Source organism: Ferrovum myxofaciens, from assembly GCF_013181415.1.
Lineage (GTDB): Bacteria > Pseudomonadota > Gammaproteobacteria > Burkholderiales > Ferrovaceae > Ferrovum > Ferrovum myxofaciens.
This window is the reverse complement of record NZ_CP053676.1, coordinates 204,539-222,030: the sequence shown is the minus strand read 5'-3', so window position 1 is coordinate 222,030 and position 17,492 is coordinate 204,539. Positions and strand designations below refer to the sequence as shown.

Annotated in this window: 19 protein-coding genes and 1 tRNA gene; 5 read left to right on the top strand and 15 right to left on the bottom strand. The window is 55.5% G+C overall.

Features of this window, described 5'->3' with window-relative positions:
- Nucleotides 1-337 precede the first annotated feature (337 nt).
- The 6 genes from HO274_RS01105 to HO274_RS01080 form a co-directional block, all read right to left on the bottom strand.
- The gene (locus HO274_RS01105; protein ID WP_062188126.1) at nucleotides 338-1,729 is read right to left on the bottom strand and encodes a hypothetical protein; all 1,392 of its coding nucleotides are present in this window, start codon (nucleotides 1,727-1,729) and stop codon (nucleotides 338-340) included.
- Nucleotides 1,726-3,114, bottom strand: a complete 1,389-nt coding sequence (locus HO274_RS01100; protein ID WP_273120693.1) for a ParA family protein — start codon at nucleotides 3,112-3,114, stop codon at nucleotides 1,726-1,728. Before HO274_RS01100 ends, HO274_RS01105 begins: the two co-directional genes overlap by 4 nt.
- Nucleotides 3,111-3,530 (bottom strand): hypothetical protein, encoded by a 420-nt coding sequence (locus tag HO274_RS01095; protein WP_062188125.1) that lies wholly within the window; start codon nucleotides 3,528-3,530, stop codon nucleotides 3,111-3,113. The genes HO274_RS01100 and HO274_RS01095 overlap by 4 nt, the downstream gene beginning before the upstream one ends.
- Nucleotides 3,531-3,824: 294 nt before the next feature.
- Nucleotides 3,825-4,436, bottom strand: coding sequence for a hypothetical protein (locus HO274_RS01090; protein WP_273120691.1), 612 nt, complete (start codon nucleotides 4,434-4,436; stop codon nucleotides 3,825-3,827).
- Nucleotides 4,429-5,694 (bottom strand): Arm DNA-binding domain-containing protein, encoded by a 1,266-nt coding sequence (locus HO274_RS01085; RefSeq protein ID WP_273120690.1) that lies wholly within the window; start codon nucleotides 5,692-5,694, stop codon nucleotides 4,429-4,431. The genes HO274_RS01090 and HO274_RS01085 overlap by 8 nt, the downstream gene beginning before the upstream one ends.
- Nucleotides 5,687-5,917, bottom strand: a complete 231-nt coding sequence (locus HO274_RS01080; protein WP_031597594.1) for a hypothetical protein — start codon at nucleotides 5,915-5,917, stop codon at nucleotides 5,687-5,689. Before HO274_RS01080 ends, HO274_RS01085 begins: the two co-directional genes overlap by 8 nt.
- Nucleotides 5,918-6,044: 127 nt before the next feature.
- Between HO274_RS01080 and HO274_RS13460 the strand changes: the two genes are divergently transcribed.
- Nucleotides 6,045-6,281 carry a helix-turn-helix domain-containing protein gene (locus HO274_RS13460; RefSeq protein WP_031597596.1) on the top strand — a complete coding sequence of 79 codons (237 nt, stop codon included), beginning with the start codon at nucleotides 6,045-6,047 and terminating at the stop codon, nucleotides 6,279-6,281.
- 235 nt (nucleotides 6,282-6,516) lie between these two features.
- Here HO274_RS13460 and HO274_RS01075 read toward each other — a convergent pair.
- Nucleotides 6,517-6,593: transfer RNA gene (locus tag HO274_RS01075), tRNA-Pro, on the bottom strand.
- Between the two features lie 130 nt (nucleotides 6,594-6,723).
- Here HO274_RS01075 and HO274_RS01070 point away from each other — a divergent pair.
- Entirely contained in the window at nucleotides 6,724-7,788 is a 1,065-nt protein-coding gene (locus HO274_RS01070) for an alkene reductase (RefSeq protein ID WP_273120687.1), read from the top strand.
- Here the strand turns inward: HO274_RS01070 and HO274_RS01065 are convergent.
- Nucleotides 7,770-8,741 (bottom strand): YeeE/YedE thiosulfate transporter family protein, encoded by a 972-nt coding sequence (locus tag HO274_RS01065; protein ID WP_273120685.1) that lies wholly within the window; start codon nucleotides 8,739-8,741, stop codon nucleotides 7,770-7,772. The genes HO274_RS01070 and HO274_RS01065 overlap by 19 nt on opposite strands.
- 152 nt (nucleotides 8,742-8,893) lie before the next feature.
- Here HO274_RS01065 and HO274_RS01060 point away from each other — a divergent pair, with 152 nt between their 5' ends.
- From HO274_RS01060 to HO274_RS01050, 3 genes are read left to right on the top strand one after another with little or no spacing between them, the layout of a single operon-like run.
- Entirely contained in the window at nucleotides 8,894-10,165 is a 1,272-nt protein-coding gene (locus tag HO274_RS01060) for an MFS transporter (protein WP_273120683.1), read from the top strand.
- Nucleotides 10,162-11,826: an ABC-F family ATP-binding cassette domain-containing protein gene (locus HO274_RS01055; protein WP_273120682.1), complete on the top strand. Its 1,665-nt coding sequence runs from the start codon at nucleotides 10,162-10,164 to the stop codon at nucleotides 11,824-11,826. Before HO274_RS01060 ends, HO274_RS01055 begins: the two co-directional genes overlap by 4 nt.
- On the top strand, nucleotides 11,810-12,331 hold the full coding sequence (locus tag HO274_RS01050; protein WP_273120681.1) for a dihydrofolate reductase: 522 nt from the start codon (nucleotides 11,810-11,812) through the stop codon (nucleotides 12,329-12,331). The genes HO274_RS01055 and HO274_RS01050 overlap by 17 nt, the downstream gene beginning before the upstream one ends.
- Here the strand turns inward: HO274_RS01050 and HO274_RS01045 are convergent.
- The 7 genes from HO274_RS01045 to HO274_RS01015 are packed head-to-tail and all read right to left on the bottom strand — an operon-like array spanning nucleotide 12,321 to nucleotide 17,306.
- Nucleotides 12,321-13,580 carry a 6-phosphofructokinase gene (locus tag HO274_RS01045; RefSeq protein ID WP_273120680.1) on the bottom strand — a complete coding sequence of 420 codons (1,260 nt, stop codon included), beginning with the start codon at nucleotides 13,578-13,580 and terminating at the stop codon, nucleotides 12,321-12,323. The two genes, HO274_RS01050 and HO274_RS01045, sit on opposite strands and share 11 nt — an antisense overlap.
- Nucleotides 13,581-13,640: 60 nt before the next feature.
- Nucleotides 13,641-14,297 (bottom strand): adenylate kinase, encoded by a 657-nt coding sequence (gene adk, locus HO274_RS01040; protein WP_273120679.1) that lies wholly within the window; start codon nucleotides 14,295-14,297, stop codon nucleotides 13,641-13,643.
- A 49-nt stretch (nucleotides 14,298-14,346) separates the two neighbouring features.
- Entirely contained in the window at nucleotides 14,347-15,123 is a 777-nt protein-coding gene (gene kdsB, locus HO274_RS01035) for a 3-deoxy-manno-octulosonate cytidylyltransferase (RefSeq protein WP_031598198.1), read from the bottom strand.
- Nucleotides 15,120-15,299 carry a Trm112 family protein gene (locus HO274_RS01030; protein WP_031598200.1) on the bottom strand — a complete coding sequence of 60 codons (180 nt, stop codon included), beginning with the start codon at nucleotides 15,297-15,299 and terminating at the stop codon, nucleotides 15,120-15,122. Before HO274_RS01030 ends, kdsB begins: the two co-directional genes overlap by 4 nt.
- Complete coding sequence (gene lpxK, locus HO274_RS01025; RefSeq protein ID WP_031598202.1) at nucleotides 15,292-16,308, bottom strand: tetraacyldisaccharide 4'-kinase; 1,017 nt, start codon at nucleotides 16,306-16,308, stop codon at nucleotides 15,292-15,294. Before lpxK ends, HO274_RS01030 begins: the two co-directional genes overlap by 8 nt.
- The gene (locus tag HO274_RS01020) at nucleotides 16,309-16,722 is read right to left on the bottom strand and encodes an ExbD/TolR family protein (protein ID WP_031598205.1); all 414 of its coding nucleotides are present in this window, start codon (nucleotides 16,720-16,722) and stop codon (nucleotides 16,309-16,311) included. It lies immediately after the preceding gene.
- Nucleotides 16,719-17,306 (bottom strand): MotA/TolQ/ExbB proton channel family protein, encoded by a 588-nt coding sequence (locus HO274_RS01015; protein ID WP_411463942.1) that lies wholly within the window; start codon nucleotides 17,304-17,306, stop codon nucleotides 16,719-16,721. Before HO274_RS01015 ends, HO274_RS01020 begins: the two co-directional genes overlap by 4 nt.
- Between the last annotated feature and the right edge of the window lie 186 nt (nucleotides 17,307-17,492).

The following is a 17,492-nucleotide window of genomic DNA, read 5'->3' as shown; positions in this document are numbered from 1 at the left end:
AACAACCCTCACAAAGCGTGCAATTCAAACTCTCATTTATGTTGATCCCGCTCAAGTGCAGCTACTCATGGACAGTACCTCGGCCATTGCCGTCAGTCTGAACATAAAGCCCTGATGGCAGCTGTACACAGTATTCAGGACACTCTCGCCTATGGCCCTAATGATTCGTTCGCACTTCCAGAGTGAGATATGACGGCACCACTTGGGTAATTACACCCGCCTTGCCATGCGCAAACCGCAGACATCGTCGGGAGCTATGGGTACCGCCTGTCCAAGCTTAGTGCGGAGGCCATCCAGCCGATGGGCGTGCGACGAAAAGCAGCGAATGACCATCGGTTTAATTCCTAGGCTTGACGCCACCTCTGCGGCCGAGACCGAAACCGACGCGATAAAGGTCAGGCATGTCGATGCGCGTGTCCTTTTTGGTTTCCAGCAAGCCAAGACGCCGCAAATCGTCACGCACTCCGTCCCAGCTATCAAGGTGCTGCGCAGGGAGGTGCGTAGAACTGATGCTTTGCGGGCCACCAGAAAACTTCTCTTCCCATTTTTTCTTCACGAATTCGAATTCAATGGGTACGTTCATGCCACTCAAGGCAGACAGAACCTCAGGCACCCATGGGTAATCTTCGGCGATCTCCTGAACGCGAATCTCAGAGGCCTTCTGGATGCCGCGCTTGATGCTCTCAAAGTGCAAAGCATAGTCATGCTGCGCATAACGCTCACTGGAGTCTTCTGCCGCCTGCCGGATTGCGGCAAGAAAAGATCGTGGTGACGTCTGTCCACGCCCATCAGCCAAATGCCCAACCGACCATGTGTAAGGCACGCCACGACGCTTGTCGCGCCCCATCCATGGACCTGCTAGCGCTTCAAAAGCTTTCTTCTGCGCCTCGGACTCCGATTTCATGCCCGGCGCAACACGCCATACATCACCCAGCGCGTCGCTCTGGCAGATTTGGCGCATACGCTCCCCATGATCATCCGGCGCGTTGATAAGCCTTTGCCAGAGCAAGCCATGCAGGTCATGCCTAGCCCATGCCAATTCTTCCTTAGTCGCCGTCAGCTTGGATGCATCCGGGAAGTTGAACACCGTGCGCTCCGCCTGATCTTCACGCAGGAATACCTTGGCATATAGGCCGGGGAAGGATTTCAACCAAAGAATGGTGCGCAACAACCCCCGCACGATCTCATCCATCCGCTGCCACTCTGAGCTTGTGCGATCCAGCGCATCAAAAAGAATAAGTCCCTTCCAATCTCGCTCAGTTTGCATCAATTTCGCAGCAGCCTCCGGTTTGGATTTCAACCATGCCACGGTGTCTGGCCAACTCTGGTTGGGTATATCTACACCTGTCCGCCGTGCGACCCAACGCAGCACCACTGCACGCCACAAATCGTAGACATCTCGATTCTGATCAAAAAAGGCGGCAAATACATCTGCATTTGGATAACTTTCTATGGCTTCTGCGCTGCTAAAGCCTGTGAACACTTCGATACCCTGTAGTTCGGACGAAACCGTTCCGAGTTGAGCGCGAAGCTGTGCGGATTGCAGCGCAGCTGTCCAGAATGATTTACCAACTCCTCGGCCTCCGACAACGATGTGTGCATCTAATTTCAATGCTTTGAGATGAGAGGGAGGTAAATACAAAGTTCCAGGTTGCGGGGTTTCGCCGAAGTTGCTGGTCTCCAATGGCGCAGCCAAGATGGCTTCGCGTAGTTGTTGGGTTTTCGTCATGACGTTTCCTTTCCATCAACGGCATTACTTACGCCATCGACCAATGCCCCAAAAATAGACTTCACCTCTTGGGCGTCGATAGCAGCAAGCCTCCCTTGCAAGGAGAGTAGCCCCACAAAACTGCGTTGCCAGTTAACTGCCCACGGATGGTGCGGAGCAGTTTCATCAGCCTCATCGAAGTTCCAGCCTTCGTTTATATCGCCAACCTTCCACGTACCATCAATGCTGCGTCCGACCTTGCCTATCATGCTTGGCTCAATTTCATCGTAAAGCGTGTCGATGAATACTTCATATGAATGCTCACGCAAGCCCGTAAGGTAGCCAACTCGATCAAGCTCTGGGACGATGGCCCCGACTACCTGCAACCGTTCGCGTATTTGTTCCGCGACACCCGCACGCAGCCATTGCTCGAACAACATCCGATAACCGTTCCATGTCTGCTTACCTTCCAGTGCGAACAAGAGGATCAGATTGGCACCCAATTCAGTAATACATGCAGAAGAAATCTCATCAATGCCGGAGCGCGAGTCAATCAACGTCACGTCGGGCTTAATTCGCTCCTCCAGATTCTGCAACAAGCGATTTAGTCGAGATGACCACGACTCACGCGTTCCGTCCGCCTGCAACTTGGGCATCCAGACACGGCCCAGTTTGGCAATGTACTCGCCGTGATCTGCCCCATGGGCTGGCACGACATGAATTTCTCCGTCATGAGACAGATTACTGGTAGCGACCATGCTTTCGAAAATGATGTCCGCGTTGTCTACTAGGTCTTCAATCAGCCAATCGGTGATGCCGTACACAGGCTGACGTTCTTGCGGCAACAGCGCGGACGACAATCCAGGAGATTCGAGATCGAGGTCGAGCACTAGGACACGCTTGCCCTCCTGCGCAAGACTCCAGGCCGTGGCTGCCAAAGCCGTCGAGCGGCCGACTCCACCCTTGATAGAGAAAAACACAATACGTGGCACGCCCTCGGTTTCTGGCGCAATACGTGCCCAGTTGGCCGCTGTCGCCAGCCGATCCACCACCCAGATATTGGTGAATGCCTCCATCAAATAGCTGGTTGCCCCTTGAAGTGCCTGCTCCCGATTGGTTTCGAAAAGAATTTCGGTGTTTTGTGGATAGGCATGCTTGCCTAGACGTTGCATCAAGTTTGACGCCAGAGAATCCCACAGCACGCGCTGCTCACTCTCTTTGATCCGCTCGGGCAAGATCAGACGCACGCGCCCGTTGAGATCACGATTGACGAGCAGCCAATCATCATCATTACTCAGAAGATCATTCAACCCACTATAAGTTTTCAGCCACTTCTGAACCTCAGGCAAAATCAGATCAAAGGTTAGAATAGGCTCAGGAAACTGTTCAAATAATTTCTTACTCATACCAACAGCCCCTCCCGTTGTGCTTTCTTTATGAGTTCACAGATGGCCGCAGCCCCAGCTTGGTGAATTTGCACACCCGCATGGTTAAAGTTGGATTGATGTGCGTAGCGATCACCAACATCCCAATTGTTAAATGGATTCAGCGTAGGCAGTCCGTAGTCAACACCCTCCACTTTGCCGCTGCGGTAGCTCTCGAAGCGAGCCCATATATTGTTGGCGTGTATCCGATCCCCGCGATCCGTAGGACTACCCGTCCCAGAATCAACCATCATCCCGAACCTCATCATTAGCCGTTTCAGCCCACACTCTGCTGCCATGCCATAGAGGTGATCCGCGTTGGCATAGCGCCCTGCTGAAAAAAGCTTTTCAGCATCGTTCCAATGACGTTCATGTGCATCAAGAAAATCCGCTTGCATTTGATTTAGATGAGGGAGTTAAGCCAGAAGGCTTGGTTGATTGTCTTGATCATGAATGAGATCCGTTGTTGTTCTTGGTTTTCTCAGGATGTGGAAACGCAATACCGTGCCGCTCACAGTAGCCCAGAATCAGAAACCATTGTAACTGCACTCAGCAGTGTCCACCAGTATTCCTGCTATGCTGATTACGTTGGTCATTAAGAGGCCGCTCAGATTCCCCGAGCCAGATTTTTTCGCTAGACGCGCTCAAGTGGCGGCAATGGAATGTGTAGCTGCCGCTCAAGTGACTTTCCCTCAATGACCATTCTGGCCGACCTCCAGTCCGTGGGTTGACGCGCCAAGCGTCCGCTCAACTCGGATACCTGCCTTTGAACCCATGACAATACATCCGGCAGCAATGAGGCGATTGCCGTCTGTGGAATTGCGAAGGGCACCGACAGCAGAGAACCCATTGCGGTCACACATCCACCCAGATATGCTGTCATTTGAACGGCTGCTGTACTTCGAAACCGGTCGGAAGGCCAATTCACACTGCTCGGCCTGAACGATCATTGAGAGCATGCTACTTGAACGACAACTACGGTACGCTTTTCCGACATTCGAGACGAAAATGATTTTATTTCGGTGACGCGACATCTTCCCTGAAAGACGCCGCCAGCGAGGGGAGACCAAACAAAAGGGATGGAGCCGGGTATCAGGTTGGCCTCTGGCCCACTCCACCGTCAGGCTGACCTTGTCATGGAACAGGTGGGCCTGATAGCGGACACAGCGCGCTTCCTGTTGGTAATCCAGTGCCGTCACGCGGAATATAGGAGGCATCCCCTCAGTGCATGGGGCAGCATTTGGGTTGGCATGGCTGGTTTCGGAATCAGCCGGAAAAGCAAGAATGTTCGTGGCGTTATTCATGGCTCACCTCAGGTTCGTTTTGTTCCTGGACAATATTGGAATGATTCTGGGCAACTCCAGTCAGGTTTTGGAGCAACAGACGCTCAAAGGCGCTACCGTCCTGTCGAGTCAGGTTGGGAACATATCGGGAGTACACCCTGAACAACATTTCGGTGGTGGTGTGACCCATTTGCCGGGCAATCCACTCAGGGTTTTCCCCGGCGGCAAGCCACAGCGTGGCGGCCGTATGACGGCAGTGGTAAGGTCTCCGTAATTCCAACCCAAGATGGCGCAACAGGGGATACCAGACCCGATTGGTCACATTTTTGTGGGCCAATGGCGTACCCAATGTATTGCAGAACACGTATGGAGAAAGATGACGAGTCGCCTTTTCCTGAAGTTTCAGGGCGTCATAGACCATCTGTGACATGCGGATTTCGCGTTGCGATCCATCGTTTTTGGTATATTCCTCCTGACCATCCACAATGGTTTCTCTGACCAGAATTAACCGCCGGTCAAAGTCAATGAATTTCCACTTGAGCCCGTCTACCTCGGATGTCCTCATCCCTGTAAAAAAACGAGTTGTGTAATAGGCTCGATAGTCCGGGCGAACTGTCCGCAAAATCAGGCTCACCTCGTCAAGCGTGAACGGGTGAATATCAGATTTCCGATTTTTTAATGCTTTGATGTTCTGGAAGACTGTGCGAAAATTGAAGCGGTCGGCTGCTTCGTTGAGGATTTGTCGCAATGGCTCGAAGATCTTGTTGATTCTTCGAGTCGACAACATGGTAGTCTTGCCTCGCGCCGTGACCTTGGACAGTTTGGCACGAAAGGTAAGAACATCTGACTTGGTGATTTGGTCGACCGCCATTTCCCCGAAGTGAGGAATCAGAACTTTGTCGATATCGGCCCGCATCCCCTTGCGATAGGAATTTCTCCACTCGACTTCCTTTTCAGAAAACCAAGTCTCTGAGAAATCCCGGAATAGCGGGAGTTTCGAGAGTGACGCTGGCAATGCTGCCATCGATAGTTCGGCGTTTGGCGTCCCCGGTTCCGGGCATACCTTGAACCGACCCGCATTCCGACTTCCTGGAAAAAATTGCTCGTAGCGAAAAGTGCCCGATGCGATTTCAGTCTCAATACGCTCGATGACTTTTTCCAACCTTTTTCGGTTGGCTACTGTATCTGCTAGTGCTGTCTGTTCGCGACAACGCAAACCCTGATAGTAAAAATCGATGATCAGACACCCAGTGCGTTTTCTTACCTGAATGCTAGCCATGGCAATGTCCTCCATTAGCCATGGGGATGGTCATCGAGGATATGCCTTTCATCATGTCCTCTTCGATCTTCTCCCAAATATAAAGAATTTTCCTCCGACCAAATGGGCGAAAATAATGAATGCCCTCCAACAGGACGCTGTCCTTGAGTTGGTTGCGGATGGTCCACGTATCGTAGTGGATTCGTTTCGACAGATCTTCTGTCGTCAGATAGGTTTGAGCCATAATAACCCTCGTTGAAAAGTGTTTAGGATTTACGATCGATGCGATAAGTTATCGACCGTATAGAAATATTAACACAGAAAAAAACAAATTGCAAATATTATTTTTCGGATGTTAATATATAGATACGATGATACGGTTCAAATTACAGGAGTTGATCGCTGAACGACAGTTCAGGGGTGATGGGCGGGTGACGCTTACCGAGTTGTCCAAAGCAACGGGGATTAATCGCGTAACCTTGTCCAAACTAGTGAATCAGCGAGGCCACAGCACGGTGACTGACAACATTGATCAACTTTGCAGATTTTTTAATTGCAAAGTGAGCGATGTCATGGAGTATGTGGATCAGAAAGCGCAGAAGGAATAACTGACCAAAAAAGAAACCGCGTTGTGGGATTAGTTTTGGTCCGAGAAAAGTCACCGGGCGCAGTCGTCAAAAACAGGTTGTGGTTGCCGAATGCAAAACCGTTTAGTCACCAGAAAGTCTCCAAATAGTCACCATTTGGTCACCAGCAGTAAAATCTGCCAGAATGGTTCTCTGAAGAAATTCGCAAATAATCTAAAAAACGATTTACTATCAAATAGATATAGAATTCGTTTCTTGGTCGGGGTGAGAGGATTCGAACCTCCGACTCCTACGTCCCGAACGTAGTACTCTACCAGGCTGAGCTACACCCCGAACTGTTGAGTGCAGCGATTCTACTCTTCTTTTTTTCCACTGTCTCAAAGTAACCACAGCAACCTTGGACTTTTCTTCTGGCTGAAACCATGTCAGAATGGTTCGTCTTCGTACTATTTGGAGTTTTTCAATGACCACTTTGTTATCTCCCCTTGTCATGGGTGATCTCTCGTTACCCAACCGGATCATCATGGCGCCCTTGACGCGTTGCCGTGCCTGCGCTGGACGGGTGCCCAATGCATTGATGGCAGAATATTATGTCCAGCGGGCCAGTGCCGGACTGATCTTGAGCGAAGCCACGGCAATATCCCCTCAGGGCGTTGGATATCCCGACACGCCGGGGATCTGGTCCGAGGAACAGATCATCGGCTGGCGCCAGATCACAGAAGCCGTCCATGCCGCAGGAGGGCGCATCCTCTTGCAACTTTGGCATGTGGGACGAATTTCCGATCCCTATTATCTGGAGGGGGCATTACCCGTTGCCCCCAGTCCCGTGGCCCCCGCCGGACATGTGAATTTGTTGCGCCCACAGCGCCCCTTCGTCACGCCCCGCGCCCTGGAACTGTCCGAATTGCCTGGGGTGGTGGAAACCTATCGGCAGGGAGCACTCAACGCCCAGAGCGCCGGTTTCGATGGAGTGGAAATTCATGGGGCCAATGGCTATCTCCTCGACCAATTCCTGCAAGACAGCACCAATCTACGGAGGGATGACTATGGGGGACCGGTGGAAAACCGGGCTCGCCTCCTGCTCGAAGTCACCGATGCGGTGGTATCGGTGTGGGGCGCAGGGAGAGTGGGGGTCCATCTCGCCCCACGGGGAGATGCCAACGACATGGGAGACAGCGATCCTCTGCACACTTTTGGCTATGTCGCCGAACAATTGGGAAAACGACACCTGGCCTTCCTTTGTACTCGCGAATCCCTAGGAACGGTTCGTCTCAGCCCGGAACTCAAGCGTCGCTTTGGTGGAGTCCTCATCGCCAATGAAGGCTTTACGGCAGCCAGTGCCGAGGCGGAGGTAGCGGAGGGAAAAGCCGATGCCGTGGCCTTCGGAAAATATTTCATCTCCACCCCGGATCTGCCTCGGCGGATCGCAGAGAGGCAGCCTTTCACCCCCTTCGAGGTGGAAAGTTTTTATGGTTATGGTCGTCCCGATCCGCGCGTCGGCTATACCGATTACCCTACCCTGCCCTGACGATAGAACAGGCGCCCTGTGGTCAAAAAAGTGAGGAAGACCACCAGGGCGAAAAGCAGGCTGCTGTAAGCCAGTTGCATGCCCCCGGAAATGATGTGGCCGGATGTGCACCCGCCGGCCATGCGTGCGCCAAACAGCAACAGGACCCCGCCCACGAAAGCCCAGAAAAAACGGCGGGTGACGCTCCCGCCATGGTATTCCTGCCACAAATCGGGTACCGCCTTAAAGCGAAACTCTTTCTGAATCAGAGAAAAAAACAGCCCCGCCAGAAAGGCTCCGACCAGAAAACGGAATTCCCAGGCCCCCGGTTCGGCAATCTTGTGCCAATAACTTGGCGCTCCCACTCCGGTGAGAGTCATCGCCAACCAGGGAAAAGCGGTGGATGCTCCCATGGGATGACCAGCAATGGCTGGCAGATCGAGTACAACATTGAGCAGGGTCAGGCCCACGGCGGCATACAACCATGACCAACCCCGTGGATCGACACGGTGAAGTGCAAAGGCCACACCCATGAGTCCTCCCCCCAGCAGCACCAGGGTCACCCAAAAAATTGTCGGGGAAAGGCTCCCCCGCAGAGACATACTGCCCAGATCCGGTCCCAGCAGAGGGAAAAAAAGGGGGAACACCACGGCAAATAACAGTGCTCCCACCAGTCCGCCAAAAATGCCCACAAGCGCATCCAGACTGCCTTGACCGAGGGAAATGGCAAGCGTGCCCGGACAGTAACCCAGAATGGCCATGCCCATGCCAAACAGCACCCCACCCCCCACAATTCCAAAAAGGATCAGAGGCTTGATGTGATCGCTGGCCCATCCCATCTGGATTTCCGCTTGCATCAGCAGCATGCCTAGTCCGATGGCAAAAGCCATGGTTTTGGCCACTGAGAAGTTTCTGAGAAGCGCCATGCCGGCGATGGTGTCAAAACGATTGAGACGCGCATATTGAAGAAACATACCAAATAAAAATCCCAAGAATAGCGTGGTCACAGGTAAGTCCCAAGAAGAAAGGGACAGTGTATGGGAAAGTTTCTTGGGTGAAAAGTTTTCCGTCATTGCGCGTATAATCCAGGGTCCTGAATTATTTAGACAACCATCCCTACTTCTCCATGCAAACCACCGGCAATTCCACGGTGCGGGTCCTGATTGCCAGTCTGGCCGGCACCACCATCGAATTTTTTGATTTTTACATTTATGCAACGGCGGCGGTTCTGGTATTTCCCAAACTGTTCTTTCCTTCTTCGGACCCCGCATCAGCCCTCCTCCAGTCCTTTGCCACCTTTGCCTTGGCCTTTTTTGCCCGTCCCGTCGGAGCCATTCTCTTTGGGCACTTTGGTGACCGTATCGGGCGCAAGGCCACTCTGGTGGCTTCCCTCATGACCATGGGTCCCTCCACCGTAGCCATTGGGTTACTTCCCACCTATCACAGCATCGGAGTCGCTGCCCCCATCCTCCTGGCCATCTTCCGCTTTGGCCAGGGCCTGGGACTGGGAGGAGAATGGGGAGGCGCCGTCCTGCTCGCTACGGAAAATGCGCCACCCGGCAAAAAAACCTGGTACGGCATGTTTCCCCAATTGGGAGCTCCCCTGGGTTTCATTCTGTCCAGCGGGACCTTTCTGGGGCTGAGCGGATTCCTTTCGGAAGAAGACTTTTTGACCTATGGCTGGCGGATTCCCTTCATTGCCAGCGCTCTGCTGATCGGAATCGGATTATATGTCCGGCTCAAACTGACCGAAACCCCGGTCTTTCTGGAAGTGGCGAACCACCAACAACAGGTGGCCCTCCCCATGCGCACGATTTTTGCCCAGCATGGCCGTCCGCTGTTGCTTGGGACCTTGATCGCTCTTGCACTTTTCGTTCTGTTCTATCTGATGACGGTATTCACCCTCAGTTGGGGCACAACGGCCCTGCATTATCCCAAAGGCGATTTCCTGCACGCCCAACTGATCGGGATTCTCTTCTTCGCCCTGGGCATCCCTCTCTCGGCTCAACTGGCTGACCGTTTCGGCCGGTCTCCGGTACTGCTCTGGGTCTCCGTTGCCATCTTTCTCTTCGGACTGGCTTTCGGACATCTCTTCAAGGCCGGTCATTGGGGCAACACCGTCATTTTTCTGAGTCTGGGTCTCTTTCTCATGGGAGGAACGTATGGCCCCATGGGGACTACCCTGGCCGAACTGTTTCCGCCTCCCGTTCGTTACACGGGTGCCTCCCTGTCCTTTACCCTCGCGGGCATTCTGGGAGCCTCGCTGGCTCCTTATATTGCTACTTTCCTGGCCAAACAATGGGGTCTGGACTTTGTAGGCTATTACCTCTGTGCCGCCACAACGCTCACCTTTGTTGCTCTGTGGGCGGCCCGTTCCCTGATGCGAGAACCCTCATGATCACTCTCAAGAAACTCACCCTGCGCCGCGGTCCCAAGATTATTTTGGACAAGGCCAGTATCACCATCAATCCAGGCGAAAAGGTAGCTCTGGTAGGACGCAACGGTGCTGGAAAATCCACCCTGTTTCGCCTGCTCGATGGTACCCTGCGGGAAGATGGCGGGGATTTCACCATTCCTCCTGCCTGGCGTCTGGCTCAGGTGGCTCAAGACATGCCCGAGACCGAGGCCAGCGCGACCCGCTTTGTCATGGAGGGAGACACGCGCTGGCTGGAGGCCCAGCGGGAAGTAGAAGCAGCAGAGGCCGGCGAGGATGGCATGCGCATGGCCCATGCCTACATGGCATTACAGGAAGTGGATGCCCATACGGCAGAACCTCGGGCCCAAACCCTGATCCTTGGCTTGGGGTTCAAAACGGAACAATTACACCAACCGGTCAACAGTTTTTCCGGCGGATGGCGCATGCGTCTGCAACTGGCCCGTGCGCTCATGTGCCCTTCCGACCTGCTGCTCCTGGATGAACCCACCAATCACCTGGATCTCGATGCGCTGGTTTGGCTGGAAGCCTGGTTGCAACGGTATGATGGCACGCTGCTGGTCATCAGCCATGATCGTGATTTCCTCGATGCCGTGACGCGGGTGACCCTGCACCTGACCGGGGCTCAACTGACACGGTATGGCGGCAACTACAGCACCTTTGAAGACCTCCGTGCCGAGAAACTTTCTCTTCAATTGGCCGCCCACCAGAAACAGCAGGATAAAATTGCCCACCTGCAGGATTTCATTAACCGCTTCAAAGCCAAGGCCAGCAAAGCCAAACAGGCCCAAAGCCGGGTCAAGGCCCTGGAGCGGATGGAACGCATCGCCCCCGTGCTGACCGAGGCAGAATTCACCTTCGAGTTTCAGGAACCCCTCAACTTACCCAACCCCATGCTCAGTCTGCGTCATACCGATCTGGGCTATCCTCCTTCCACCGCAGAGGAGGCTTCTTTGGAAGAGTCCTCCCTGCCGCGCACCATATTGCACAAAGTCAGTCGCTCGGTTCAGGCCGGAGAGCGTATCGGCATTCTGGGGGCCAATGGGCAGGGAAAATCCACCCTCATCAAGACACTGGCTGGGGTCCTCACCCCCCTGAATGGAGAAATGATCCAGGGAAGGGGTCTCACCCTTGGGTACTTTGCACAGCAGGAACTGGATGTTCTGCAACCGGAAGACACCCCGCTCGCCCATATGATCCGTCTGGCCAAGGCAGCCATCGCTCAAGGCAAAGGGGGATGGGTGCAGGGACGGGAGCAGGACCTGCGCAACTATCTGGGTTCCTTCAACTTTACCGGCGAGATGCTGGCGCAACGGGTGGGAACCCTGAGCGGTGGTGAAAAAGCCCGCCTGGTGCTAGCCATGATCGTATGGCAACGGCCCAATCTGCTCCTGCTGGACGAACCCACCAACCATCTGGACCTGGCCACACGCGAAGCATTGAGTGTCGCCCTCAACGAATTTGAAGGTACCGTGCTGCTGGTCAGTCATGACCGCGCCCTCCTCCGCGCCGTCTGTGACGAGTTCTGGCTGGTCACAGGGGGCAGCGTACAGGATTTTGACGGCGACCTAGAGGATTATCAACGATTTCTGCTGGAAGAGGCCAAACGTGCACGCGCCGCCTGAACCGGACCTGCCCCGCATTTCCCTCGTCGTGGCCCATACCGTGCCTGGACGCGTCATCGGAAAACAGGGCACCATGCCCTGGCATCTGCCCGCCGACCTGGCCCATTTCCGTGCCGTGACCCTGGGCCACCCCGTTCTCATGGGTCGACGCACCCAGGAATCCATCGGCCGTCCCTTGCCGGGCCGTCTCAACTTGGTCATCAGCCGCAATCCGGATTATCGCCCGAAAGGATGTCTGGTTTATCCTGCTCTGGAAGACTTGTGGACGAATCTGCCGGCCGTTCCCGAGGTCTTCGTGATTGGCGGCGGGACATTGTATGAAGCGCTGCTTCCCCGCGCCACGCGCGTGTATGTCACGCGTATTCATGCGGACTTGACGGGAGATACCTTTTTTCCGGCCCTGGATCCTGCACAATGGCGAGAAACCGACCTTCGGCACCACCCGGCAGATGAACGAAACGCCTACGACCTGACCTTCGTTACCCTGGAACGAATCAGCCAGTAAAAGCCGGCAATTTGCGCGCCACCGAGATCAACTGGAGACGCACATAGGCAGGTACCCCTTTGTGATAAGGCGGATAGTCTTCCCCGGCAATGAGGGGTTCGAGATATCGGCGCGCCTCCGCCGTGATCCCGTATCCATCCGCCGTAATGAAATGACGAGGCAACGCACGTTCCTGATTGGCCACAGCTGCCAGAGAAACCGAACTGACGCGCCAACGGTAAGGTTCATCGCTCAAGCGCTGAATCGTCGGCATGACGGCATTGCGCCCGCGCAGAGCCAGTTTGACCGCCGCCTGACCCACCGCATAGGCCTGCCGGACATCAGTGCGAGAAGCCAGATGGCGCGCCGCCCGTTGCAGGTAATCCGCCACCGCCCAATGGTATTTATAACCCAGCCGATCCCGCACCAACTGAGCCAGATGAGGTGCCACGCCACCCAACTGGGCATGCCCGAACGCATCTCTGAGACCGCTTTCCGCCAAAAATTTTCCATCGGGGGTTTTAATCCCTTCCGATACGGCGATCACGCAGTATCCCCTGGTTTCCACCGTCTCCTGTACCCGCTTCAAAAAATCCTCTTCCACAAAGGGCAGTTCGGGAAACAGGAGCAGATGAGGCGCCTCTCCCGGTCCATCGCCCGCCAGACCACAAGCCGCCGTCAACCAACCGGCATGCCGTCCCATCACCTCCATGATGAATACCTTGGTGGAGGTCTTGGCCATGGAAGCCACGTCCAGGGCGGCCTCGCGCAACGAAGTGGCCAGGTACTTGGCCGCCGAGCCAAACCCCGGACAGCAGTCCGTCAAAGGCAAATCATTGTCCACGGTCTTGGGAATACCGATACAGATCAAGGGATAATCCATGGCAGCCCCCATCTGAGACACCTTATGCGCCGTATCCTGGGAGTCGCCTCCGCCGTTATAAAAGAAATAACCGATCTGATGGGCACGAAACACCTCAATCAGACGTTGGTATTCGGCCCGATTCTCTTCTAACCCCTTGAGTTTGTAGCGTGCCGACCCAAAAGCGCCTGCGGGCGTGTGGCGCAATGCTCGAATGGCTTCCGCCGTCTCTTCCCCGGTATCGATCAGATCTTCGTGCAAGGCTCCCAGGATCCCGTTTCTTCCGGCATACACGGTACCGATCTCTGCAGGGTAGCGCCGCGCCGTTTCGATGACCCCGCAGGCACTGGCATTGATCACCGCTGTGACGCCTCCGGATTGGGCATAGAACGCATTGGTCTGGCTCATTTTGTCTCCCTCATCGTAATTGATCATCTTACCCTGCGCGGATCGTCTCTCCGCTGCCGATCAGGCCCCCAATTGAGCGCGCAGAACCTGCCGAACCTCTTCCACCGGACGCGTTCCGTCCACCTGTATCAAACGTGGGGCCTGTGTTTCTCCACTGGTCGCCCAGTCCGAATAGTAGGCCACCAATAGACTGGTCTGGGCATGATACACCGCCAAACGTTTCCGAATGATGTCCGTACGATCATCCTCCCGCTGGATCAGGGGCTCCCCCGTCACGTCATCCCGATCGGGGGTACGAGGCGGACTATGACGCACATGATAGACCCTGCCGGAGTCCAGATGAATCCGCCGTCCCGACAAACGTTCAATGATGTCTTCGTCCGGCACCTGAAATTCCACCACCACATCGAGAGCGACCCCGGCTTTCTTGAGCGCTTCTGCCTGAGGCAGGGTACGCGGAAAACCATCGAACAGAAAACCCTTGGCACAATCCGCTGCCTGAATCCGGTCACGCACCAGTCCGATGATGATTTCGTCCGATACCAGACCTCCACTCTCCATGACCTGTTTTGCAGCCAGACCGAGCGGGGTCCCGGCCTGCACCGCAGTCCGCAGCATATCGCCGGTGGAGATCTGTGGAATGCCGTAGTATTCCCGAATGAATTGGGCCTGTGTTCCCTTGCCAGCGCCCGGCGCGCCCAACAAAATCAACCGCATGTTTCTTTCTCCCTTGCTAGTGTCAATGATTGAATGGTCCTGTGCCCACTCACGCCACCCGAGTCGCCCAGGCCATACACAGACGTTCCAAATCCTCAGGCGTGTCCACCCCCGGCAGAGGCGCCGTCATCAGACGGACCACGGCAATTCGATACCCGTACCAGAGAGCACGCAACTGTTCCAGCGCTTCATGACGCTCGATCGGCGCGGGTGATAAGCAAGCGAAGAGACGCAAAAAAGAAACCCGATAAGCATACAATCCCACATGATGCCAAGCGGGCAGATCCTCTGGCCAGAACGCGGCATCCTGAGCCCAGGCATCACGCGCCCAGGGTATGGGGGACCGACTGAAATAAAGGGCAAGATCCTGATGATCCAGCACTACCTTGACGGCATTTTTCTGTTCCAGATGCGCCCGTGAAGTAATAGGATAGGCCGCGGTGGCCAACGCACAGTCAGGTCTCTCGTGCAGACGTTGGGCCACGGCGCGAATCGTTGCGGGGTCGAGCAGCGGTTCGTCACCCTGCACGTTCACCACCAGAGTTTCCGGCGCCAGGTTCAATTGAGCCACGGCTTCAGCCAACCGGTCAGTGCCCGTCTCATGGGTGGTTGCCGTCATGACCACGGTCCACCCTGCCGCTTCGGCTACCTGCCGCACTTCGGCATGGTCCGTGGCGATCACGACCTGACTCGCCCCACTTTCCTTTGCACGTTGTGCACAATGCAGAACCATGGGGGTACCCGCAATGTCTGCCAGAACCTTTCCAGGGAAACGGGTCGACGCCATGCGAGCAGGCACCAGGGCCACAAAGGGGGGAACGGTCACGGGTTTTCGTCCTCAGCCAGACGACGCGCCTCGGTTTCCATCATGACGGGAATCCCATCACGCACCGGATAAGCCAGGCGACAGGGTGAACAGACCAACTCATGGCGGGAGGGACGATGAAGCAAGGGGCCCTTGCACAGGGGGCACACCAGAATTTCCAGAAGACGGCTATCCATGGGGTTCCTTGGAGATGAGTAGGGTTGCAAGATGATCCACGAGGGCAGTGTCCACGAGGGCCTCCAACGGGAGATACCACGCGTCGTCCAGCCCCAGCCTGCGCCATTTTATCGCATCTTTCTCGGTCATCAGTACAGGATTTCGTAAATCTGCGGGCAAATCGGTGCGCCGATAGGGGTGATGGTCCGGAAAAGGGTAGCGTTGCACCTGAATGCCCCAACTCTCCAGTTGACTGAAAAAACGTTCCGGATTGCCGATCCCCGCCACGCCAATACAGTTTTTTCCCTGAAAATATGCCCAGGGAACACGCCGTTCAGGGTGTTGCACATGCACCCACTCAGACGCACGCAGGCCCATGGCGTAACTGCCCTCCAGAGAAAAAAAGGTCGGCGTATGCGAACCGCTACCCTGATTGACCACAATGGCGTCCACCTGTGCCAAACGGGACAGGGGCTCGCGCAGGGGGCCCGCCGGCAGAAGGCGGCCATTGCCCCACCCTCGTCCGCCATCCACCACCACCACCTCCACGTTCCTCATCAACGCCCGATGTTGCAAGCCGTCATCGCATAGAATGACATCCACCTCTGGATGGGCCAGCAGTAATGCCTGACCTGCGGCGACACGGGCTCGCCCCACCCAGACCGGGGCCAGGAGACGCCCTGCCATGAGTACGGGTTCGTCACCCACCTCTTCAGGATCCGAAGTGGAGGTGACCTCGGTTGGCATCGAGTGTCGTCCCCCATATCCACGACTGAGGATGCCAGGATGCCAACCCCGAACTCGCAGTGCCTGGACCAGAGCCAGAGTCAGCGGGGTCTTTCCCGTACCGCCTGTCGTCAGGTTGCCCACCACGAGAACGGGAACAGGCAGCGCAAACGCCGAAGTCCTCCGGCGACAGCCCTGAATCCAACCATATAAACGACTCAATCCAATCAGAACAGGCATCCAGCCGGAGCGACGGCCCTCGTACCAAAGTCCCGTGAGCCAGCGCTCCAGGCGCGCGCGCATTCAAGGCCCAGCCGGGTGTGTACGCACCCGCAGGTGGTGAAATCCTGCACTGCGCAGAGCTTCCAACACCGCCATCACCTGTCCATGGGGAATCCGGGCATCCGCCGCCAGCACGAGGGGAGTATCGCCATGGAGGCGCAGTGCACATAGGGGTTGGGCAAAAACGGTTGCGCCGGGGTCGGACCCCAGGTCCCTTCCATCCAGTTGCAAATGACCATCCACCGCAAGCGTGATTTCATGGGCCCGTTCGCTCGTGCTGGGCCCTCCCCCCAGAGGTAACTGCAACTCCACGCCGTGATCCTGGCGGAATTGGGTGGAAATCATGAGAAAGATGAGAACCACCAAAAGCACGTCGATCATGGGAATGAGGTTGACCTCCGGTTCATCCTCCCGCCAGCCACGTCGGAAATTCATGGCTGGCGGTCTCCATGCAGCACTTCCACCAACTTGATGGCTTGCTGTTCCATGTCGCTGCTCAAGCGTTCGATTCGTCCTCGAAAGAAACGATAGAAAATCAGGGCAGGAATAGCCACGATCAGGCCAAAGGCCGTGTTATACAGCGCCAGGGCGATGCCTTGAGAAAGAAGTGACATATCTCCGCTTGCGCCACCGCGGAACAGCACGATCAAGCCCAGCACCGTGCCCAGCAACCCCAACAGCGGACTCACCGTGGCCAGAGTACCCAATAGACCTACCGCCCGATCCATATCCACCACCACAGCACGGCCAGCTTCCTCAATCGCCTCCTTCATGACCTCGCGGGCATGGCGTTCATTGCGTAATCCTGCGGCCAGAACCCGCGCCAAGGGCGCCCCTTGGGACAAACGGCCAACCAGGGCAGGGGTCACGCCGGAACGACCAATCTCCTCCAGCACCTCCTCCAGCAAACCGGGGGGGAGCACGCGTTTGCGGCGCAGCACCGAAAAGCGCTCGACAATAATGGCCAAAGCCCCCACGGATACACCTAAAAGCAGAAAACTAGGCCAGCCAGCTGCCATCAGTCCCGAATCCACCTTTTTATCTCCAAATTCGACTAAACTGCCACAGTCTAATGGATATTCCAGCGGTTGGCGACTCGGCAGGGATGGATGGACACAGCCATTGTCTCGTCAGGTTCCGGGGGGCTGACTCGAACTCAAGGTTTTCCACAATCTCTGTGGATAACTTTGTGAACAGTGTCAGCC